Raw genomic sequence first — 17,311 nt, 5'->3', positions numbered from 1 at the left:
GGCATAAGGTCACTCTCAGACCATCACCCATCACCCCGCACGCAGGCAATTGGGTAACGAACTACACATGTAGTCCCGGGATATCGCGTATCTCCGCGCAAATCAGGCGGCCTTCATCACAGCGGTACAACGATTGGTGACGACGCCGGTATTGCGCTGTCGGATGGTCGAACGCAAGCGTCCTGCAAGCCGAACTCAACCACTCCCACCGACTCTTGATTAGCCGCGGCTGACAAGGCCATTCCGAACCGTACGGCTGGGACGATGGACAACCAACGCAAGAGGTAGCGGGCGTGAGCGATTACTTGCAGGTGCAGGGCTACGGGGGACACACACTGGTAGCTTCCGGGAACACGATGACCATCGATGGCAAGGACACCTACGACCTCACGGCCGTCAAGGCGGTGGCCTACCAGGTCGTACGGAATCACCTCAATGGAGCCTACCAGGGAACCGACTTCAAGATCCAACTAAAACAGGACAAACGCACCCGTATATTTTTTTTGACCACCAACCATCGAGACGAGAACATCGACCAGTACCGCACGTGGTGGCTCCAGCTTGTCGAGCGCATCGAAGCCATCGCGGTCCCCCGATTGGTAGACGAGGTCGTGGCCGCCGTGCGGGCCGGTCAGACGGTGCCGATTGGACCCGCCGGCGCCAGGGTCGTGCTGAGCCTTGAGGGCGTGAAGAAAGGCGGCCTATTCAGCAAGCCGGTGCCATGGAGCCAGGTGACAGGCACCACCCGCGACGGCCGCACGGTAGATGTTCTGGGCAGCAAGGCGCCAGGCGGCGCACCGGTAGTCATCGGCCAGGTTCTTACGTCGGAATGGAACAGTCCCGTTCTGCCGTACGTGGTCAGCCATCTGAAGGGCTGACCAGCTCAGGACCGGGGAGCGGCACCTTGGTTTGCGACGGCGCAGGCTTATGCAGGCACAAGTCCGGGGCACCAGGACATCGAGAGGCCCGGCCGGAAAGGAAGGCCCGGCCTCTCGGTCGGCCATTCGTCAGTCCAAAGTGAAGACGATCTTGCCACCGGTGTCGCCGGTCGCCGCGGCGGCGTGCGCCTTGGCCGCGTCGGCCAGCGGGAGTCTGGCAGCAGGCCCGCCGGGTGGCCTTCACGGTGGAGCAGGCGGTCTCACCGCTGGCGGCGCGGCCGTACGACCTGCGGCATGCCGCCGTCTCGCTGTGGCTGAACGCCGGAGTCCCGGCTACCGAGGTGGCTGAGCGTGCCGGCCACAGCGTTGACGTGCTGCTGCGGGTTTACGCCAGTGCATCGAAGGGCAGCAGGCGCGGGCCAACGGCAAGATCTCTGAAGCGCTCGACGAATGATCCACAACTTTGCGCACCACGGCCCCGGAGCATCCCGGGGCCTTCTATGTTCCCGGGGTGACCTGCGGAGACGTTGTCGGGACTGGTTCGCGCATGGTTCGCGATCATTGACCTACGGCTGCATATGGCGCCACTTCGTTGCATGTGATCGCTAAGAGGAGCCGCGCTGAGCCCCAGGTCAGAGGCTAGGCGGCTGGTCAGAAGAGTGCCCCCGGCAGTGTTCTGGTTCAGGACATAGGAAACGGGTGTCTCGAGACATAGGAAACCCCGGCGACGCATGTCTCCGGAGATGGGAAACACAGGCGGTTAGGGCCTGCGGGCGGTCGACAGGAGCAATCGTCAAGACCTGTGGATCAGAGTTTCTAAGCAGCTGCTGGTGAGGGCTGATCGTCGGGGCGTTCGACAAGCTTGCCGTTGATGAAGGTCGCTCCAGCGCGGACCAGAGCGACAAGGTGAGGAGCGTTGACCGCGCGCCAGCGGGCCTGAGCCGCCTCGATCAGCTTGAACGCCATGGCCAGCCCAGCCGCCCGCGATCCGGGGCCCTTGGTGACCTTGGTGCGATGCCGCACGGTCGCGAACGTCGACTCGATCGGGTTGGTCGTGCGCAGATGCACCCAATGCTCGGCCGGAAAGTCGTAGAAGGCCAGCAGCTCATCGACATCGTCGACAACCTTGCCCACGGCCTTGCCGTACTTGGCCCCATAGGCGGACTGGAACGCCTTCACCGCCGCCAGGGCGTGGTCCTTGTCCTCGGCGTTCCAGATCTCCGCCAACGCCTTCTTCGCCCCCGGCTGCGCGGACTTGGGCATGGCCCCCAGCACGTTAGCAATCTTGTGAAACCAGCACCTTTGGGCCCTGGCCTGCGGGAACACTTCACCGAGCGCGGCCCAGAACCCCAGCGCGCCGTCCCCGACCGCCAGCACCGGCGCCCGCATCCCCCGCCGCTTGCAGTCGCGCAGCAAGTCCGCCCACGACTCGGTCGACTCCCGGTAGCCATCAGTCAGCGCGATGAGCTCCTTGCGGCCGTCGGCGCGCACCCCGATCATCACCAGCAGGCACAACCGGTGTTCCTCCAACCGGATGTTGACGTGCACGCCGTCGGCCCACAGGTAGACGTAGTCCACGGCTGACAGGTCGCGGTCGGCGAAAGTGCGCTGCTCGGCCTTCCACTGCTCGGTCAGCTTCGTGATGACCGGCGCGGACAGCCCGGCCGCCGAGCCGAGGAACTGCCCCAGCGCCGGGACGAAGTCCCCCGAGGACAGGCCGTGCAGGTACAGCAGCGGCAGCACCTCGGTGACCTTCGGCGTCTTGCGCGCCCAGGGCGGCAGGATCGCCGAGGCGAAGTGCTTACGCTCGCCGGTGACCTCATCGACGCGCTTGTCGTTGATCCTGGGCGCCTTGACCTCGATGGCGCCGGCCGCGGTCAGTACCTCCCGCGATGCGTGGTAGCCGTTACGCACCACCAGTCGGCGCCCCGCCTCGTCGCGCTGGTCGGCGAACTGGGCGATGTAGGCGTCGACCTCGGCCTTAAGCGCTTCGGCGAGCATGCGGCGGGCACCTTCGCGGACGATCTCATCGATCAGTGAGGAGGAGGCCGGGCTATCTGCCACGGGTCGGTCGCCGTCAGCGGGGTCAGGGACTACGGTGAGCATCGGGTGTGCCTTCCCAGCCGACGTTGGCGCGTCGGCCATGCGTGAGTGACCTCAAACGATCACCGGGAAGGTACACCCCTTCCCGGCCGATCCACAGGTCTCAAGCATTGCTCGTCGACAGTCGGCTGGTGTCGAAGGCCAGACTCATCATCACGGCGGTCGTCGTCGAGGGCCGTTCACAGGCGGACGTCGCCCGCTCCTACGGCGTCTCCAAGGGCTGGGTGTCCAAGCTGGTCGCCCGCTACCGGGCTGAGGGCGAGACGGCGTTCGAGCCCCGATCCCGACGACCCACGACCTCACCGACCGCGATCGACGCCGAGATCGTCGACCTGATCGTCGGTCTGCGCAAACAGCTGTCCGGCCAGGGCCTGGACGCCGGGCCGGACACCATCGCCTGGCACCTGCACCAGCACCACCAGGTCACCGTGTCCCGGGCCACGATCAGCCGCTACCTCACCCGCGCCGGCATGGTCACCCCCGAGCCGGGCAAACGACCACGCTCGTCCTACATCCGCTTTCAAGCCGAGCAGCCGAACGAGACCTGGCAGGCCGACTTCACCCACTACCGCCTCGCCGACGGCACCGACGCCGAGATCCTCACCTGGCTGGACGACCACTCCCGCTACGCCCTGTCGGTGACGGCCCACCCCCGCGTCACCGGCCCGATCGTGCGCGACACCTTCCGCCTTGCCTGTGCCGCTCACGGCGTGCCCGCCTCCACCTTGACCGACAACGGCATGGTCTTCACCACCCGCCTGGCCGGCGGCCGCGGCGGCCGCAACGCCTTCGAAAGCGAACTACGCCGCCTGCACGTGATCCAGAAGAACTCCACCCCCAACCATCCCACCACCTGCGGAAAGGTCGAACGGTTCCAGCAGACGATGAAAAAATGGCTACGCGCCCAGCCCGACCAGCCCACCACCATCGGCGACTTACAAACCCTCATCGACCGCTTCACCGACGCCTACAACCACCACCGCCCCCACCGGTCGCTGCCGCACCGGGCCACCCCCGCCACGGCCTACAGCACCCGGCCCAAGGCCCAACCATCCGGCACCCGCGACGGCGACACCCACACCCGGGTCCGCCACGACCGCGTCGACCACACCGGCGTCGTCACCCTGCGGATCAGCGGCCGGCTCCACCACATCGGCATCGGACGAACCCACGCCCGAACCCACGTCATCCTGCTCGTCGACGATCTCCACGTCCGCGTGGTCAACGCCACCACGGGAGAACTCCTCCGCGAGCTGACCATCGACCCCACCCGCGACTACCAACCCCAGTACACAAAGAAACCCCCGAACCCGTAGGTTCGAGGGTTTCCGATGTCTTGCGACATCACAGAGTGCCCCCGGCAGGATTCGAACCTGCGGCACCCGCTTTAGGAGAGCGGTGCTCTATCCCCTGAGCTACGGAGGCGCACGATGTGCACCAGTAAGCCTAGCGAAAGGTTGGGCCCGCTCGCGCCTCCCGAAGGGTGTCGTTTCGCAGCCTGCCGGTCATCGGCGGGCTGACCTGCGGTAAAGCGATGGCAAGTGGTCGTACGCCGGCCGGGGGAGGGGGATTACCGTCGCTGGCCGTGACCCTAACGCGACATGGATCCGCGCGCGGGCTGCGATCGGTGCTGCTCGTCGCGGCGCTGCTCGCGCCGGCGATCCTTGCCTCGGGCATGCTCATGGCCGACTTCACCGGCTACGGGGAGCGGGCGCGAGCCCACTTGTCGGGCAATGCGGCCGTGCGTCCGGCAAAGGCCGGGACGGCGGGCGAGAAGCGCGCCGAGACCGGGGAGGACCGGGCTTCCGCCGGAACGCCCGCTATGCGGCCCGCAATACCCCCGATGACGGATGGTCGGGAGGCCCAGAGGATCCACGTGATCCCGATGGCGGGGACGAGGCCCCTGCTGGACCCGACCCCGGTGCCCGCGCCGCCCGGTCCCGCGCGGCTCTATGAGGGGGTCGTACGGATTCTTCCGATCGCCCGACCCGTCCAACAGGTCGTCCACGCGGCCACGACACCAAAGGTGAGCCGGCCCACGGAGAAGGCGGAGCCTCGCGAGGAGGAGACGTTCACGTGCGCGCCGGAGTGGCGGGACACGTGGCTGTGGGAGCTCTGCCGGGAGCATGAGAGCCAGCCTGAAGGCGGGCGTTGAGCTGGGAAACGCGCAAATGCGACGTGTCCGGTCGATAGCACTTATGCGAACCGGGGCTCGGGCACACAGGGCGCTGTAGTAACGTGCGTCCCTGACCCAGGTCAAGAGTTCGCAAACGGGGGAATCGATCGTGTCATCTCCTCGATCAGCCAGGCTGATCGCGGTCGTCACGGCGATGACTTCGCTGACCGTCTCCGCGCCGTACGGCACGGCCGCGCCGGCCTTGGCCGACACCACGGCCGCGAAGGCTCGTACGGCGTCCGCCGGGGAAAGCGCACCGGCCGGCGCGCTCGGCAAGGAGCCCACCACGCTGACCGAGCTGCGGCGGGAGGCTCAGAAGGCGTACAAGTCCATCGAGGACGCGAACCGGGCGCTGGTGGCGCGGCAGAAGAAGTTCGGCGCCGTCGAGAAGGCGCTGGCGGCCAAGTTGCAGAGTCTCCAGCAGGCCACCGCGGAGCTCAACAAGATGCGCAAGCCGCTGTCCGACCTCGCGTCGTCCATGTATCAGGACCCCTCGCTCGACGGACTCAGCCCGTTCTTCAGGGCGGGGAACGGCACGGAGACGCTCCGGAGGATCGCCGACCTCGACCACATCGTCGCGGGGCGCAACAACGTGCTCGGCGACGCGGTGAAGCTCTTGGAACGGCAGCAGCGGCTCGCGCAGGAGGCGCAGGAGCTCCGGGCGGCCAACCTCCTGCAGGAGGCGCAGCTGAGTGCGCAGGTCACCGCGCTGCGCAAACGCTCCAGCACGCTGGTGCGGTCGCTGACCAAGGCGCTGATCAAGCTCGGTGTGAAGATCAGCAGCAAGGGGGCGGGCGGCTGCGACCCGACCAGGATCGGTCAGGCGGAGCAGTACCCGAACGGCCTGCTGCCCCAGACCATCCTGTGCCCCCTGCCACAGGCCGGAGAGGAGCTGCGGGCGGACGCGGCGATCGCCTTCGCCGATCTCAACATCGCCTACAAGAAGCGCTTCGGCACCTCGATGTGCATCTCCGACAGCTATCGCAACCTGGGCGAGCAGCAGTCCATCTACTATCGGCGGCCCGGTTTCGCCGCCACTCCGGGCAAGAGCAACCACGGGCTTGGGCTCGCGGTCGACTTGTGCGGCGGGGTGCAGAACTTCCGCTCCGTCCAGTTCAACTGGCTGGAGGCCAACAGCAAGCGGTATGGCTGGATACACCCCGACTGGTCGTATCACAGCCCCTTCGAGCCCTGGCACTGGGAGTACGACCCCCAGCTCGGCGCGCAGCTCTGACGAGCACGGCTCCGAGCGGGGGACCGCTCGCGTCAGTTCGCGTCGAGGCGGACGGCCTGGCCGATGTAGTCGCGCAGCGCGTCCTCGTTCATCCCGTCCAGCGTCTTGATCTTGATGTGGCGGGTCTTCTTGCCCACTCCGTCCAGAAGCCCGTGGGGGTCGGACATCTCCGCGCCCCGCTCGAAGGCGAAGGTGAGATGGGTCTTGCTCTGGCTGATGACGGCGAGGATCCTGTTGCCCCGCCACGCGGGCGAGCCGTACGTGAGGCACTCGACGGCCTCGGGGGCCTCTTCGGCCACCAGGGTGCGCAGGGCTGCGACGATCTCGCGGTATTTCGGGTCGAGCTTCGTCTCGATGTAAGTGTCGATCTCGCTGCCGGCCATGGTCGCGATCCCTCCGCTGTCTGTTCCTCTGAGGTGGCTGTCCCTGTGCTGGGCACCACGGTCCGACAAAGAGCAGCGACAGTCAATGATCTTGACTGAATCGCGAACCCGATCCGGCCGACCACCGGGCCAAGCTCATCGTCCCCACCGGGCGCGGCAGCGATGAGATCGGCAAAGCCGCGGGCTTGCCGGCAGGGCGCCGCCGAGGTCCCGCTCGGCCACATGTGCGCCGAGGGCCGCCCGGGCACAGCCCGTCATTGCGGGTGGATGGTCATCGACAGCCTGCCCTGCGCCTGGGCCTGGGCGAGCTGGGCCGCCTGCTCCGAGGTCGTGGCCAGCACCAGCAGCGCGCCGCCGTCCGTACGGACGGGCGGCCGGGCGATCACCCGCACCTCCTGGGCGACGGTCCGGGCCTGGAAAGGCCCGTCCTCGAAGGCCGCCAGGACGTCGATCACGTCTCCCGGCGACAGCAGGCGGGCGGCGTCGGGATCGGCCATCCTGACCGGCGTCGCGACCAAACCCGGACCCACTGCCGACGCCTCTGACACCGTAGGCGGGCCACCGCCAACCGGGTTGCCGGACGCCTGCCCGGTCAGGGTCCGACGGAACAGGCCCGGGCCGAGCAGCCGCGCGTCGGTGAGGAGCTCGCCCCGGCGCAGCGGGCCGGCGAGCACGCGGCCCGAGACCGGGGTGCCCGGCGCGTACGCCCCGGCGGGCACAGCGTCGGGCGGGAGCCGTACGACCACGACGTCGGCGGCGGCCAGCCGGCCTCCGGGAAGGTCGCGGGCGGCGGCGAGGACCTCCACCCCGTCAGGGGTGCGGACGGCCAGCAGCACGCAGGCCACCGCGAGACCGGAGAGGACGGCGGCGACCGGACGGCGGCGGCGCGCCCTCAGCCGCTTCAGATCACGCATGATCACCTCGCACGCCTCTCGCCCCGTGCCTCATGGCGGAGACCGGTGGCATCGTGGACGCTCCACGCCAGACGGCCCCCATGCTCCCGGCGATTCTGTCGCCGGTTCTGTCGCCGGTTCTGCGGCCGGACAGGGCCGTACGGCATGGCACGCATCGGCGTCAGGGAAGCTCGATCGGCAGCTTGATCCCGTCGAGGGCGTTGCCGCAGGGACAGGAGCGCTCCTCCGGAAGGACCTCGACGACCTGCGCGACCAGACTGCGCATCCGCTCGACATTGGCGGCGAAGAAGGCCAGGACCTCCTCGTGGGTGACCCCCTCACCGGCCTCCACGCCGGCGTCGTGGTCGGTCACGAGGGCGAGGGTCGTGTAGCAGAGGGCGAGCTCGCGGGCGAGCACGGCCTCGGGGTGGCCGGTCATGCCGATGATGGACCAGCCCGCCCCCGCGAACCACTTCGACTCGGCCCGGGTGGAGAACCGGGGCCCCTGGACCACGACCAGGGTGCCGCCGTCGACCGTGTCCCAGCTCGTCTCGCGGGCCGTGGCCACGGCGGCCGCCCGGCCGGAAGGGCAGTAGGGGTCGGAGAACGACACGTGGACCGCCCCGCCCGCGTCGTAATAGGTCTGCTCACGGCCCTGCGTGCGGTCCACGAGCTGGTCGGGGATCACGAGGGCGCCCGGGCCGATCTCCGGGCGCAGGGACCCGACCGCGCTGGGCGCGAGCACCTGGCGGACGCCGAGGGACCGCAGGGCCCACATGTTCGCCCGATAGGGGATGCGGTGGGGAGGGAAGGTGTGGCCGCGGCCGTGCCGGGGGACGAACGCGACGGTTCGCTCGCCGATGCGGCCCACGGTGATCGTGTCACTCGGCGGGCCGTACGGCGTCGTTATGTCGATCTCTTCGGCGTCCTCAAGCAGGGAGTAGAACCCCGAGCCGCCGATGACCCCGATGTCTGCGCGATTGACCATGGGCCGACACTAGCGAACGGCGCCGCACGCCCGGCGCGTGCCGTCGACCCCTGTGGATAACCTCAGGCGGCGGCGGTCGAGCCGGACGACGACGTGCTCGACGAGGAGGCGCTCGACGAAGACGAAGACGAAGACGAGCTCGTGGAGGCCGCGGGCTCCTTCTTGCTCGAGTCGCCGGACGACTTCGAGGACGACGTCGTCGTGGTGGACGTGGTCGTGGACGAGCTCGACGAACGGCTGTCGGTCCGATAGAACCCGGAGCCCTTGAACACGATGCCAACCGCGGAGAAGACCTTGCGCAGCTTGCCCTGGCAGGCTGGGCACTCCGTGAGCGGGTCGTCAGAGAACTTCTGGACGGCCTCCAGCTGCTCACCGCAAGCGGTACAGGCGTACTGGTAGGTAGGCACTCGCTCCTCCTGAGACTGGCACTCGACCGGGTCGATTGCTAATGGTAAGCAGTCAACAAGCCCAAACGCCACTCCAGCCCGGTTTATTGCCCCGTGCTGTCCCATTCGCTCCGAGCGACCTCCGCCCCGCGCCGGGAGCGATCCGGGCGACGGCGGTCAGCCGCCGCGTTCGCCGTACCAGCCGGCCAGCTTGCCGCGGCGGCTGACGGCACGCAGGCGGCGTTCGACCGTCTCGCGCTGGGCGGCAGTGGTGACCACGAGGAGCTGGTCGCCCGCCAGCAGCCGGGTCGTCGGCGTGGGCACGAACGACTGCCCGTTCCGTACGACGAGGGTGACCATGGCGTCCGGCGGCAGCCGGAGCTCGAAGATCTCCACACCGTGCATGCGCGAGCCGGGCGGGATGCGGACCTGCAGCAGCTCCGCGTTCAGCTCTTCCAGCGGCGCGGCCTCCACGTCGAGGTCGCGGGCCTCGCCCTCCGCGGCCAGGCCGAGCAGCCTGGCGAGGTACGGCAGCGTGGGCCCCTGGAGGATCGTGAACACGATGACGATGATGAAGACGTCGTTGAACAGGCCCTTCGCCCCCGGCATGCCGGCGGCCCAGGGGATCGCGGCCAGCACGATGGGCACCGCCCCGCGCAGCCCGGCCCACGAGAGGAACACCTGCTCGCGCCACGACAGCGCACCGAGGCGCAGAAGCCGGGCGATCGCCGCGGACACCACCACGGACGCCGGCCGGGCGACCAGGACCAGCAGCAGGCCCGACACCACGGCGGGGACGAGCACGCCCGGCAGTTCGCGCGGGTCCGCGAGCATGCCGAGCATGACGAACAGCCCGATCTGGGCGAGCCAGGCGGCGCCCTCGGCGAAGCCGCGCGTGGCGGCGCGGTGGGGGAGCCTGGCATTGCCCAGGATCAGCGTGGTCAGGTAGACCGCGAGGAACCCGCTGCCGTGCAGCAGGGTCGCCCCGCTGTAGGTGACGAACGCCAGCGCCAGCACCGCGATCGGGTAGAGACCGGAGGCGGGCAGCGCGACCCGGCGCAGCGCGTACACCCCCGCGGGGCCCACGGCAAGGCCGACGGCCGCGCCGATGGCCAGTTCGACGGTGGTGTCCAGCAGGATGTGCGGCAGCGAGAGCTCGAACGTCGAGCCCGCGCTCAGCATGATCACGAGGATGACGGTCGGGGCGTCGTTGAAGCCCGACTCGGCCTCCAGGATCCCGGCGAGCCGGGGCGGCAGCGGCAGCCGTCTCAGCACGGAGAACACGGCCGCCGCGTCGGTCGACGCCAGGAACGCGCCGAGCAGCAGGGCCATCCGCCACTCCATGCCGAGCAGGAAGGCGACGCCCGCCGCGAGCACGACGACGCTGACCGCGATTCCGACCGTGGCGAGCACGAGCGCTATCGGCACGGCCTCGCGTACGTGTTTCCAGTTGGTGGTGAGACCACCCTCGGCGAGGATCACGGCGAGCGCGACCATGCCGAGTTGCTGGGCCGTCTGGGCGTTGTCGAAGTTGATGCCGATGGGGCCGCCCTCGCCGAGCAGCAGCCCGAGGCCGAGATAGAGGAGCAGCGAGGGAAGGCCGGTGCGATGCGCGATCCGTACGGACGCGATAGCCGCGATGACGACGACGGCGGACAGGAGCAGCCAGACGTTCAGACCGATCCGCTCCTTTCGCCGTCTCTTATGTCAATCTTGTCATATCTGTACCAAGCGGGCGATTCCGCTTGGAAGGGCGGCAAAGCGTACGCGCTGGTCATGCGGCTCGGCGGGAACCCCCTCCAGCAACTCGCCCTCGTGCAGGAGCGCCACCGTTGGCACATTCGGCCCGACGCGCGCGAGCGCCCGGTCGTAGAACCCGCCGCCGCGGCCGAGCCGTACGCCGGTCACCCGGTCGACGGCGAGGGCCGGCGCGATCACCAGCCCGGCGGTGCGGATGGCGTCGACGCCGCGCCGGACGTCCACCGGCTCCATGATTCCGTTCGGGCCGGGCGCCAGCGAGTCGGGCCCGTCGTACACCGCCCAGTCGAGGTCGCCGTCCGGGCGCTGCACCGGCAGCATCACCGTGGCGCCGTGCTTCCACAGAGCCAGGATCAGCCCCTGCGTGGAGGGCTCGGTGCCGGTCGACCAGTAGCAGGCCACCAGCCCGGCCATCTGCACCCACGGCTGGTCGAGGAGTAACTCCCTGATGGCCGCCGACGACTCGCGCAACGTCCCGGGATCGAGCTCCGCACGGCCGCGCAGGATACGCCGACGCAGGTTCATCTTGTCCAAAGACTGCTCCGTTAGTGTCTACTCATGGCTGACTTCGATCCCGTGACCAAAGCCGTCGTGCCCGCCGCGGGTCTCGGCACCCGCTTCCTTCCCGCCACGAAGGCGACCCCCAAGGAGATGCTGCCCATCGTCGACAAGCCGGCCATCCAGTACGTGGTGGAGGAGGCCGTCTCCGCCGGACTGCTGGACGTCCTCATGGTGACCGGCCGCAACAAGCGTTCGATCGAAGACCACTTCGACGTAGCGTACGAGCTTGAGGACGCTCTTCGCGCGAAGGGCGACGAAGAGCGGCTCAACCAGGTCAAGGAGCCCGTCGACCTCGCCACCATGCACTACGTGCGGCAGGGGGAGCCGAAGGGTCTCGGCCACGCCGTCCTGTGCGCCAAGCAGCACGTCGGCCACGAGCCGTTCGCCTGCCTGCTCGGCGACGACATCATCGACCCCCGCGACCCGCTGCTCAGGCGCATGATCGAGGTGCGCGCGACCTACGGCGGCAGCGTCGTCGCGCTGATGGAGGTGCCGCGCGAGCACGTCTCCCTGTACGGCGCCGCCGCCATCGAGCCGACCGACGACGACGACGTCGTCCGCGTCACGGACCTCGTGGAGAAGCCCCCGGCCGACGAGGCGCCCTCCAACTGGGCCGTCATCGGCCGTTATGTGATCGACCCCGCCGTGTTCGACGTGCTGGAGCGCACCCCGCCGGGACGCGGCGGCGAGATCCAGCTCACCGACGCCCTGCGCACCCTGGCAGCGATGGGCCCGGAGGAGGGCGGTCCGGTGCACGGCGTGTTGTTCCGCGGCCGTCGCTACGACACCGGCAACAAGCTGGAGTATCTGCAGACCGTGGTGCAGTTCGCCGCGAACCGGGACGACCTCGCCCCCGAGTTCCTGCCCTGGCTGCGGGAGTTCCTCGACAAGTCCGGACAGTGAGCCGATGAAACCCGTCGACCGCCATCTCGCCGACATCCTCGCGACGGTGCGACCGCTCGCACCGCTGGAGGTCGAGATCGAGGCCGCCCTCGGCGCCGTGCTGGCCGAGGACGTCGCCTCGCCCGTCCCGCTGCCGCCGTTCGACAACTCGGCCATGGACGGCTACGCCGTACGGGCCGAGGACGTCGCCGCCGCGCCCGTCATGCTGCCCGTGATCGGGGACGTCGCGGCGGGGGACGGCGGGCTCAACGCCCTCGGCCCCGGCCTGGTCACCCGCATCATGACCGGGGCGCCCGTGCCCACCGGCGCCGACGCCGTCGTTCCCGTGGAGTGGACCGACGGCGGCACCGCCCGCGTACGGATCGACAGGCCGGCCCAGCCCGGCAACGCGATCAGGCGGGCGGGCGAGGACGTGCGGGCGGGCGACGTGGTGCTCCGCGAGGGCGTCAGGATCGGGCCCGCCCAGATCGGGATACTCGCCGGGGTGGGCCGCCGCCGGGTGCTGGTGCGGCCCCGGCCGAGGGTGGTCGTGCTGTCCACGGGTGCCGAGCTCAGCGAGCCCGGCACCCCGCTGGGCGCGGGCCGCATCTGGGAGTCCAACAGCTTCATGCTCGCCGCCGCCGTACGCGAGGCGGGGGCGCAGGGGTTCCGGGCCGGTTCGGTGACCGACGACCCCAAGGAGTTCATGGACACGCTGGACGCCCAGCTCGTGCGGGCCGACGCCGTGATCACGAGCGGCGGCGTCTCGATGGGGGCGTACGAGCCGGTCAAGGAGGCGCTGTCGCCGCTGGGCACGGTGACCTTCGAGAAGGTCGCCATGCAGCCGGGCATGCCGCAGGGCTTCGGCGTCGTGGGGCCCGACCGCGTGCCGATCTTCACGCTGCCCGGCAACCCGGTCTCGTCGTTCGTGTCGTTCGTGCTCTTCGTCAAGCCGGCCCTGCGGGCGATGCAGGGCCTTCCGGCCGGGCCGCCCGCGACCGTGCGCGCGACCGTCACCGCGCCGGTGCGGTCCCCGGCCGGCAAGCGGTCGTACCTGCGAGCCGTGCTGACGGGCGAGAGCGTCGCACCGGTGACCCGGCAGGGCTCGCACCAGCTCGCGGCGCTGGCCGGGGCGAACGCGCTGATCGTGGTGCCGGAGGACGAGACCTCGCTGCCCGAGGGCGCCGAGGTGGAGGTGATACCGCTATGAAGCTGACTCACGTGGACGAGTCGGGCGCCGCTCGGATGGTGGACGTCTCCGAGAAGGACGTGAGCGCGCGCACCTCCGTCGCGACCGGGCGCGTGCTGCTGTCGCCCGAGGCGGTGGCCGTGCTCCGCGCCGGAGACGTGCCCAAGGGCGACGCGCTCGGCGTGGCGCGGATCGCCGGGATCATGGGCGCCAAGCGCACCCCCGACCTCGTGCCGCTGTGCCACCCGATCGCCCTGACCGGCGTGAAGGTCGACCTGGCCGTCGTGGACGAGGGGGTGGAGATCACCGCCCGGGTCCGTACGGCCGACAGGACAGGCGTCGAGATGGAGGCGCTCACGGCCGTCACCGTCGCGGCGCTCGCGCTGGTGGACATGGTCAAGGCGGTGGACCCGGCGGCCGTGATCAGCGACGTCCGGGTCGAGGAGAAGACGGGCGGCAAGACGGGCCACTGGACCCGGCCCGGACAGGAGTAAGGCGTGCGCGCTTTGGTGGTGACGGTGTCCAACAGGGCGTCCGCGGGCGTCTACGAGGACCGCTCCGGGCCGCTGCTGGCCGGCCTGCTCAAGGAGGCGGGCTGTGATCAGGTGGACGGGCCCCGGGTGGTCCCCGATGGCGACGCCGTGGAGGCCGCGCTGCGCGAGGGCGTCGCCGCGGGCTACGACGTGATCGTCACCACGGGCGGCACCGGGGTGACGCCCCTCGACCTCACCCCGGAGATGACCCGCCGGGTGCTCGACCGGGAGATTCCGGGCATCGCCGAGGCCATCCGGCAGGTGAACCGGGAGAAGGTGCCGACGTCGATCCTGTCCCGGGGTCTCGCCGGGCAGGCCGGGAAGACGCTGGTGGTGAACCTGCCCGGCTCCTCCGGAGGCGTACGGGACGGCATGGCGGTGCTGACTCCGATCCTGGCCCATGTCGTGGACCAGATCCACGGCGGCGACCATGCCCGCTGAGGAGCCGGCCGAGACCGCGGCGCGTCCCGCGTGGCGCGTTGACCGTGTTCCGGTGGATGATTGACGAATGGATCGACTTCGCGGCTGGCCGGCATCCATGGCCGAGGGGCCCGTCGGGCTGCGGCCGCTGCGCCTGCGTGACGTCCGTGACTGGCGCGACACCCGGCTGCGCAACGCCGAATGGCTCCGCCCGTGGGAGCCGAGCAACCCCGAGACCCCGCTGTTCCGCACCGGTCTCGGGCCGTACGTCTCGATGGTCGGCACGCTGCGCCGCGAGGCCCGCCAGGGCATGGCGATGCCCTGGGTGGTCACGTACGAGGGGCGGTTCGCCGGGCAGCTCACCGTCGGGGCGATCGTGTGGGGCTCTGCCCGCTCCGCCCAGGTGGGTTACTGGGTCGACGGCGCGCTCGCCGGGCGGGGCATCATCCCGACCGCGCTCGCCATGGCGGTGGACCACTGCTTCTTCACCACCGGTTTACACCGCCTCGAGGCCAACATCCGGCCGGAGAACCAGGCCAGCCGCAGGGTCGTGGAGAAGCTCGGGTTCCGCGAGGAGGGCATCCGCCGGCGTCAGCTGCACATCGACGGCGCGTGGCGCGACCACATCTGCTACGCGCTGACCGTGGAGGACGTGCCGCGCGGGCTGCTCGTCCAGTGGCGCCGCACCATGAACTCGGCCTCCCGCCGCAGCGAGTCCAGCCCGGGTTAGGAGCCGGTGCACGGCCGGCTGCAATCGAAGGACAAGCCGATCACTAGCGGGCGCTGTGATGCTCGGTGGCACTCGACCGAAACCGTGTCACTGGAGGCATCGCCATGAGGAAGCGGATCCCGTCCCTCCCGCCGCTCGCCCACCGGTAGCGGGTCCGCACGCGTCGGCCTGTGGGAATCACGCGTTCGCACGGGATCGAATTACATGAAGAGCTTTGACGATCTCGCGACACACCGGACTGAATGCTCGTCATTCAGTGACACACAGTCCTACGGTGCGTGACGTGAACACCTCTCCGCCGATACAGGGCCACGGATGTGTTCACCATGCCCTCAGGCGCCCCCGTACGGCCGTCCGGGGGTGGCCGCATGGGTAGCGCCCTGCTCTACCTGGCCATCGTCGTCATGTGGCTCAGCGTCCTGCTGCCCATGTGGCTGCGCCGCGACCGGCACACGGACGACGAGCTGTTCGAGGAGCAGGCGGAGGGGAACACGCTGTCCGAGCGGCCCGCCGCCGACTGCGCCGAGGCGCCGGAGGTCTCGGCGACCGGCTCGGACGACGCCTCCGACGCCTCCGACGCCTCCGACGGGGATGCGGACGGGGGCGACGCCGACACGGTCGTCACCCCGCCGGCCGCGTCCGCGGACTCCGCCGATCTCGCCGCGTCTTCCGTCCCGGGCACCGAGGGCGTCACGGCGGACCAGGTCGCGGCGGAGCGGCATGCGCGCGCCCGCCGTGTCGCCGCCCACCGCCGCGCCCGGATCCTCGCCCGGCGCCGGCGGCGGCTCCTGTGGAGCATCCTGCTCGTGCTGGCCTCCGTGGTCACCGCGGCCGTACGCGTGATGCCCTGGTGGGCCGTCGCGCCCTCGGGGGTGCTCCTGCTCGGCTACCTCGCCGTGCTGCGCGTGGCCGTACGCGCGGACAGGGAGCAGCGGGAGAGGGCCGCCCGGATGCGGGCCGAGCACCTGCGCCGTCTGCGGGAGCGCCGCCACGCCCTGGCCGAGGCGGCCCGCGAGGCGGAGATCATCAAGTTCGAGGCGCGCAGGCGCGTCCAGGTCTTCGACCAGTACGCCGACGGACGCCGCGCGGCCGGGGACTGATTCGGTGGCGCGAACACCCCGCAGAGTTTGCTAATCTAGTCGAGGTCGTTGGGGCTATAGCGCAGTCCGGTAGCGCACTTCGTTCGCATCGAAGGGGTCTGGGGTTCAAATCCCCATAGCTCCACCACGACAGAGGCCGGTTCCGCCCAGCGGGACCGGCCTCTTTGATCTTCTGAGTGACTAACTGAGTGACTACGGCTTGAAGAGGTCGTCCATCGCCCCGGCCCCCTCCAGGAGCACGGGCCGGAGCTGGAAGCGGTAGACCATCTCAGTGACCTTCGTGCTGCTGTGACCCACCAGGCGCGAGATGTTCTCGATCGGCACCCCACTGGCCGACAGCAGCGAGACGAAGCTGTGCCGCATCTCCCGGGGCGTCCACTCCTTCTCATTCAGTCCCGCCTTCTTGATGACCTTTCGGAAGGCGCGCCGGACGTTATGGGAGTCGAGGGGCGTCCCGACCGCGGAGGCGAAGACGAGGTCATGATCCTGCCACCGGGCGCCGGCGGCTTTTCAGGCAACGGCCTGCCGCTCACGGTGAGCTTTCACCGCGTCCGCACAGCGCATGTCCGCCCATGGTCGTTTCCGGCCACTGTCCTTGGTGCTCACCCCGGGCAGCATGGCGATACGTAGCGCGCAGTTCCAGGCGGTGCTGGAGAAGATTTCGGTGCCCCGAATCGGGTCCGGCCGCCCTCGCCGCCGGCCGGATAGCGTCAGCGTGGACAAGGCCTACAGTTCACGCGCGAACCGCTTGTACCTGCGGCGGCGTAAGATCCTGCGCAGCATTCCCTAGCCTCGGGACCAGCGGGACAATCGCCGAGGGCGCGGCTCGGCCGACGGACTCCCGACCGGGTTCGACAAAGAGCGCTACAAGAAGCGCAACGTCGTCGAGCGGGCGATCAACCGGCTGAAGAACTTCCGGGCGGTGGCCACCCGCTACGACAAGCGCGCATACGTTTATCGCGGCACCGTGACCGTGGCAGCCCTGGTGATCCGGCTCCGCACGGATCTAACAAAGAGAACCTAACCCAAACCCTCGAAAAAACAGGCCCCCTGAATTGGCACTGGTAATAGCCGACGACGCGCCTTACATTGCTGTT

Annotated in this window: 17 protein-coding genes, 2 tRNA genes and 2 pseudogenes; 12 read left to right on the top strand and 9 right to left on the bottom strand. The window is 69.5% G+C overall.

All coding sequences use genetic code 11. The features are described from left to right. The first annotated feature begins 293 nt into the window (after positions 1-293). Positions 294-878, top strand: a complete 585-nt coding sequence (locus tag FLX08_RS35595) for a hypothetical protein (protein WP_142624656.1) — start codon at positions 294-296, stop codon at positions 876-878. Positions 879-1,694: 816 nt separating this feature from the next. On the opposite strand, the gene FLX08_RS35585 is transcribed toward FLX08_RS35595, so the two are convergent. Then, complete coding sequence (locus FLX08_RS35585) at positions 1,695-2,984, bottom strand: IS256 family transposase (protein ID WP_167530698.1); 1,290 nt, start codon at positions 2,982-2,984, stop codon at positions 1,695-1,697. A 128-nt stretch (positions 2,985-3,112) separates the two neighbouring features. Between FLX08_RS35585 and FLX08_RS35580 the strand changes: the two genes are divergently transcribed. Further along, the gene (locus tag FLX08_RS35580; RefSeq protein WP_142624655.1) at positions 3,113-4,297 is read left to right on the top strand and encodes an IS481 family transposase; all 1,185 of its coding nucleotides are present in this window, start codon (positions 3,113-3,115) and stop codon (positions 4,295-4,297) included. A gap of 36 nt (positions 4,298-4,333) precedes the next feature. Here the strand turns inward: FLX08_RS35580 and FLX08_RS35575 are convergent. Continuing rightward, positions 4,334-4,406: transfer RNA gene (locus FLX08_RS35575), tRNA-Arg, on the bottom strand. Positions 4,407-4,566: 160 nt separating this feature from the next. Between FLX08_RS35575 and FLX08_RS35570 the strand changes: the two genes are divergently transcribed. Then, complete coding sequence (locus FLX08_RS35570) at positions 4,567-5,136, top strand: hypothetical protein (protein WP_142624654.1); 570 nt, start codon at positions 4,567-4,569, stop codon at positions 5,134-5,136. Between the two features lie 130 nt (positions 5,137-5,266). Then, on the top strand, positions 5,267-6,391 hold the full coding sequence (locus FLX08_RS35565) for a M15 family metallopeptidase (RefSeq protein WP_142624653.1): 1,125 nt from the start codon (positions 5,267-5,269) through the stop codon (positions 6,389-6,391). A 32-nt stretch (positions 6,392-6,423) separates the two neighbouring features. On the opposite strand, the gene FLX08_RS35560 is transcribed toward FLX08_RS35565, so the two are convergent. The 6 genes from FLX08_RS35560 to FLX08_RS35535 form a co-directional block, all read right to left on the bottom strand. Beyond that, a complete protein-coding gene (locus FLX08_RS35560; RefSeq protein ID WP_142624652.1) occupies positions 6,424-6,774 on the bottom strand; it encodes a DUF1801 domain-containing protein in 351 nt (116 codons plus the stop codon). A 254-nt stretch (positions 6,775-7,028) separates the two neighbouring features. Continuing rightward, positions 7,029-7,688: an SAF domain-containing protein gene (locus FLX08_RS35555; RefSeq protein ID WP_142624651.1), complete on the bottom strand. Its 660-nt coding sequence runs from the start codon at positions 7,686-7,688 to the stop codon at positions 7,029-7,031. A 160-nt stretch (positions 7,689-7,848) separates the two neighbouring features. Continuing rightward, positions 7,849-8,655, bottom strand: coding sequence for an S-methyl-5'-thioadenosine phosphorylase (locus FLX08_RS35550; RefSeq protein ID WP_142624650.1), 807 nt, complete (start codon positions 8,653-8,655; stop codon positions 7,849-7,851). Positions 8,656-8,717: 62 nt separating this feature from the next. Further along, positions 8,718-9,062 (bottom strand): FmdB family zinc ribbon protein, encoded by a 345-nt coding sequence (locus FLX08_RS35545; protein ID WP_142624649.1) that lies wholly within the window; start codon positions 9,060-9,062, stop codon positions 8,718-8,720. A gap of 156 nt (positions 9,063-9,218) precedes the next feature. After that, positions 9,219-10,658 (bottom strand): potassium/proton antiporter, encoded by a 1,440-nt coding sequence (locus tag FLX08_RS35540; protein ID WP_425280666.1) that lies wholly within the window; start codon positions 10,656-10,658, stop codon positions 9,219-9,221. Between the two features lie 99 nt (positions 10,659-10,757). Further along, on the bottom strand, positions 10,758-11,324 hold the full coding sequence (locus FLX08_RS35535; protein ID WP_142624647.1) for a 5-formyltetrahydrofolate cyclo-ligase: 567 nt from the start codon (positions 11,322-11,324) through the stop codon (positions 10,758-10,760). A 33-nt stretch (positions 11,325-11,357) separates the two neighbouring features. Here FLX08_RS35535 and galU point away from each other — a divergent pair, with 33 nt between their 5' ends. The 7 genes from galU (at position 11,358) to FLX08_RS35500 (ending at position 16,341) form a co-directional block, all read left to right on the top strand. Next, complete coding sequence (gene galU / locus FLX08_RS35530) at positions 11,358-12,263, top strand: UTP--glucose-1-phosphate uridylyltransferase GalU (RefSeq protein ID WP_142624646.1); 906 nt, start codon at positions 11,358-11,360, stop codon at positions 12,261-12,263. Positions 12,264-12,267: 4 nt separating this feature from the next. Continuing rightward, on the top strand, positions 12,268-13,452 hold the full coding sequence (glp, locus tag FLX08_RS35525) for a molybdotransferase-like divisome protein Glp (protein WP_142624645.1): 1,185 nt from the start codon (positions 12,268-12,270) through the stop codon (positions 13,450-13,452). Then, positions 13,449-13,925 (top strand): cyclic pyranopterin monophosphate synthase MoaC, encoded by a 477-nt coding sequence (gene moaC / locus FLX08_RS35520; RefSeq protein WP_142624644.1) that lies wholly within the window; start codon positions 13,449-13,451, stop codon positions 13,923-13,925. Before glp ends, moaC begins: the two co-directional genes overlap by 4 nt. A gap of 3 nt (positions 13,926-13,928) precedes the next feature. Beyond that, on the top strand, positions 13,929-14,405 hold the full coding sequence (locus tag FLX08_RS35515; protein WP_142624643.1) for a MogA/MoaB family molybdenum cofactor biosynthesis protein: 477 nt from the start codon (positions 13,929-13,931) through the stop codon (positions 14,403-14,405). 67 nt (positions 14,406-14,472) lie between these two features. Further along, positions 14,473-15,114: a GNAT family N-acetyltransferase gene (locus FLX08_RS35510; protein WP_142624642.1), complete on the top strand. Its 642-nt coding sequence runs from the start codon at positions 14,473-14,475 to the stop codon at positions 15,112-15,114. A 368-nt stretch (positions 15,115-15,482) separates the two neighbouring features. Next, positions 15,483-16,214, top strand: a complete 732-nt coding sequence (gene sepX / locus FLX08_RS35505) for a divisome protein SepX/GlpR (protein ID WP_142624641.1) — start codon at positions 15,483-15,485, stop codon at positions 16,212-16,214. Between the two features lie 50 nt (positions 16,215-16,264). Next, positions 16,265-16,341 (top strand) — tRNA-Ala (locus FLX08_RS35500). 65 nt (positions 16,342-16,406) lie between these two features. On the opposite strand, the pseudogene FLX08_RS35495 reads toward FLX08_RS35500, so the two are convergent. Then, positions 16,407-16,691: pseudogene (locus FLX08_RS35495) on the bottom strand (tyrosine-type recombinase/integrase); the annotation flags it as partial. Between the two features lie 85 nt (positions 16,692-16,776). Between FLX08_RS35495 and FLX08_RS43545 the strand changes: the two are divergent. Continuing rightward, positions 16,777-17,238, top strand: a pseudogene (locus tag FLX08_RS43545) (transposase); the annotation flags it as partial. Positions 17,239-17,311: the final 73 nt, after the last annotated feature.

The sequence above is a fragment of the Microbispora hainanensis genome (assembly GCF_006874475.1).
GTDB lineage: Bacteria > Actinomycetota > Actinomycetes > Streptosporangiales > Streptosporangiaceae > Microbispora > Microbispora hainanensis.
Note: the sequence above shows the minus strand (reverse complement) of the source record. Positions and strands in the feature narration are given on the sequence as shown.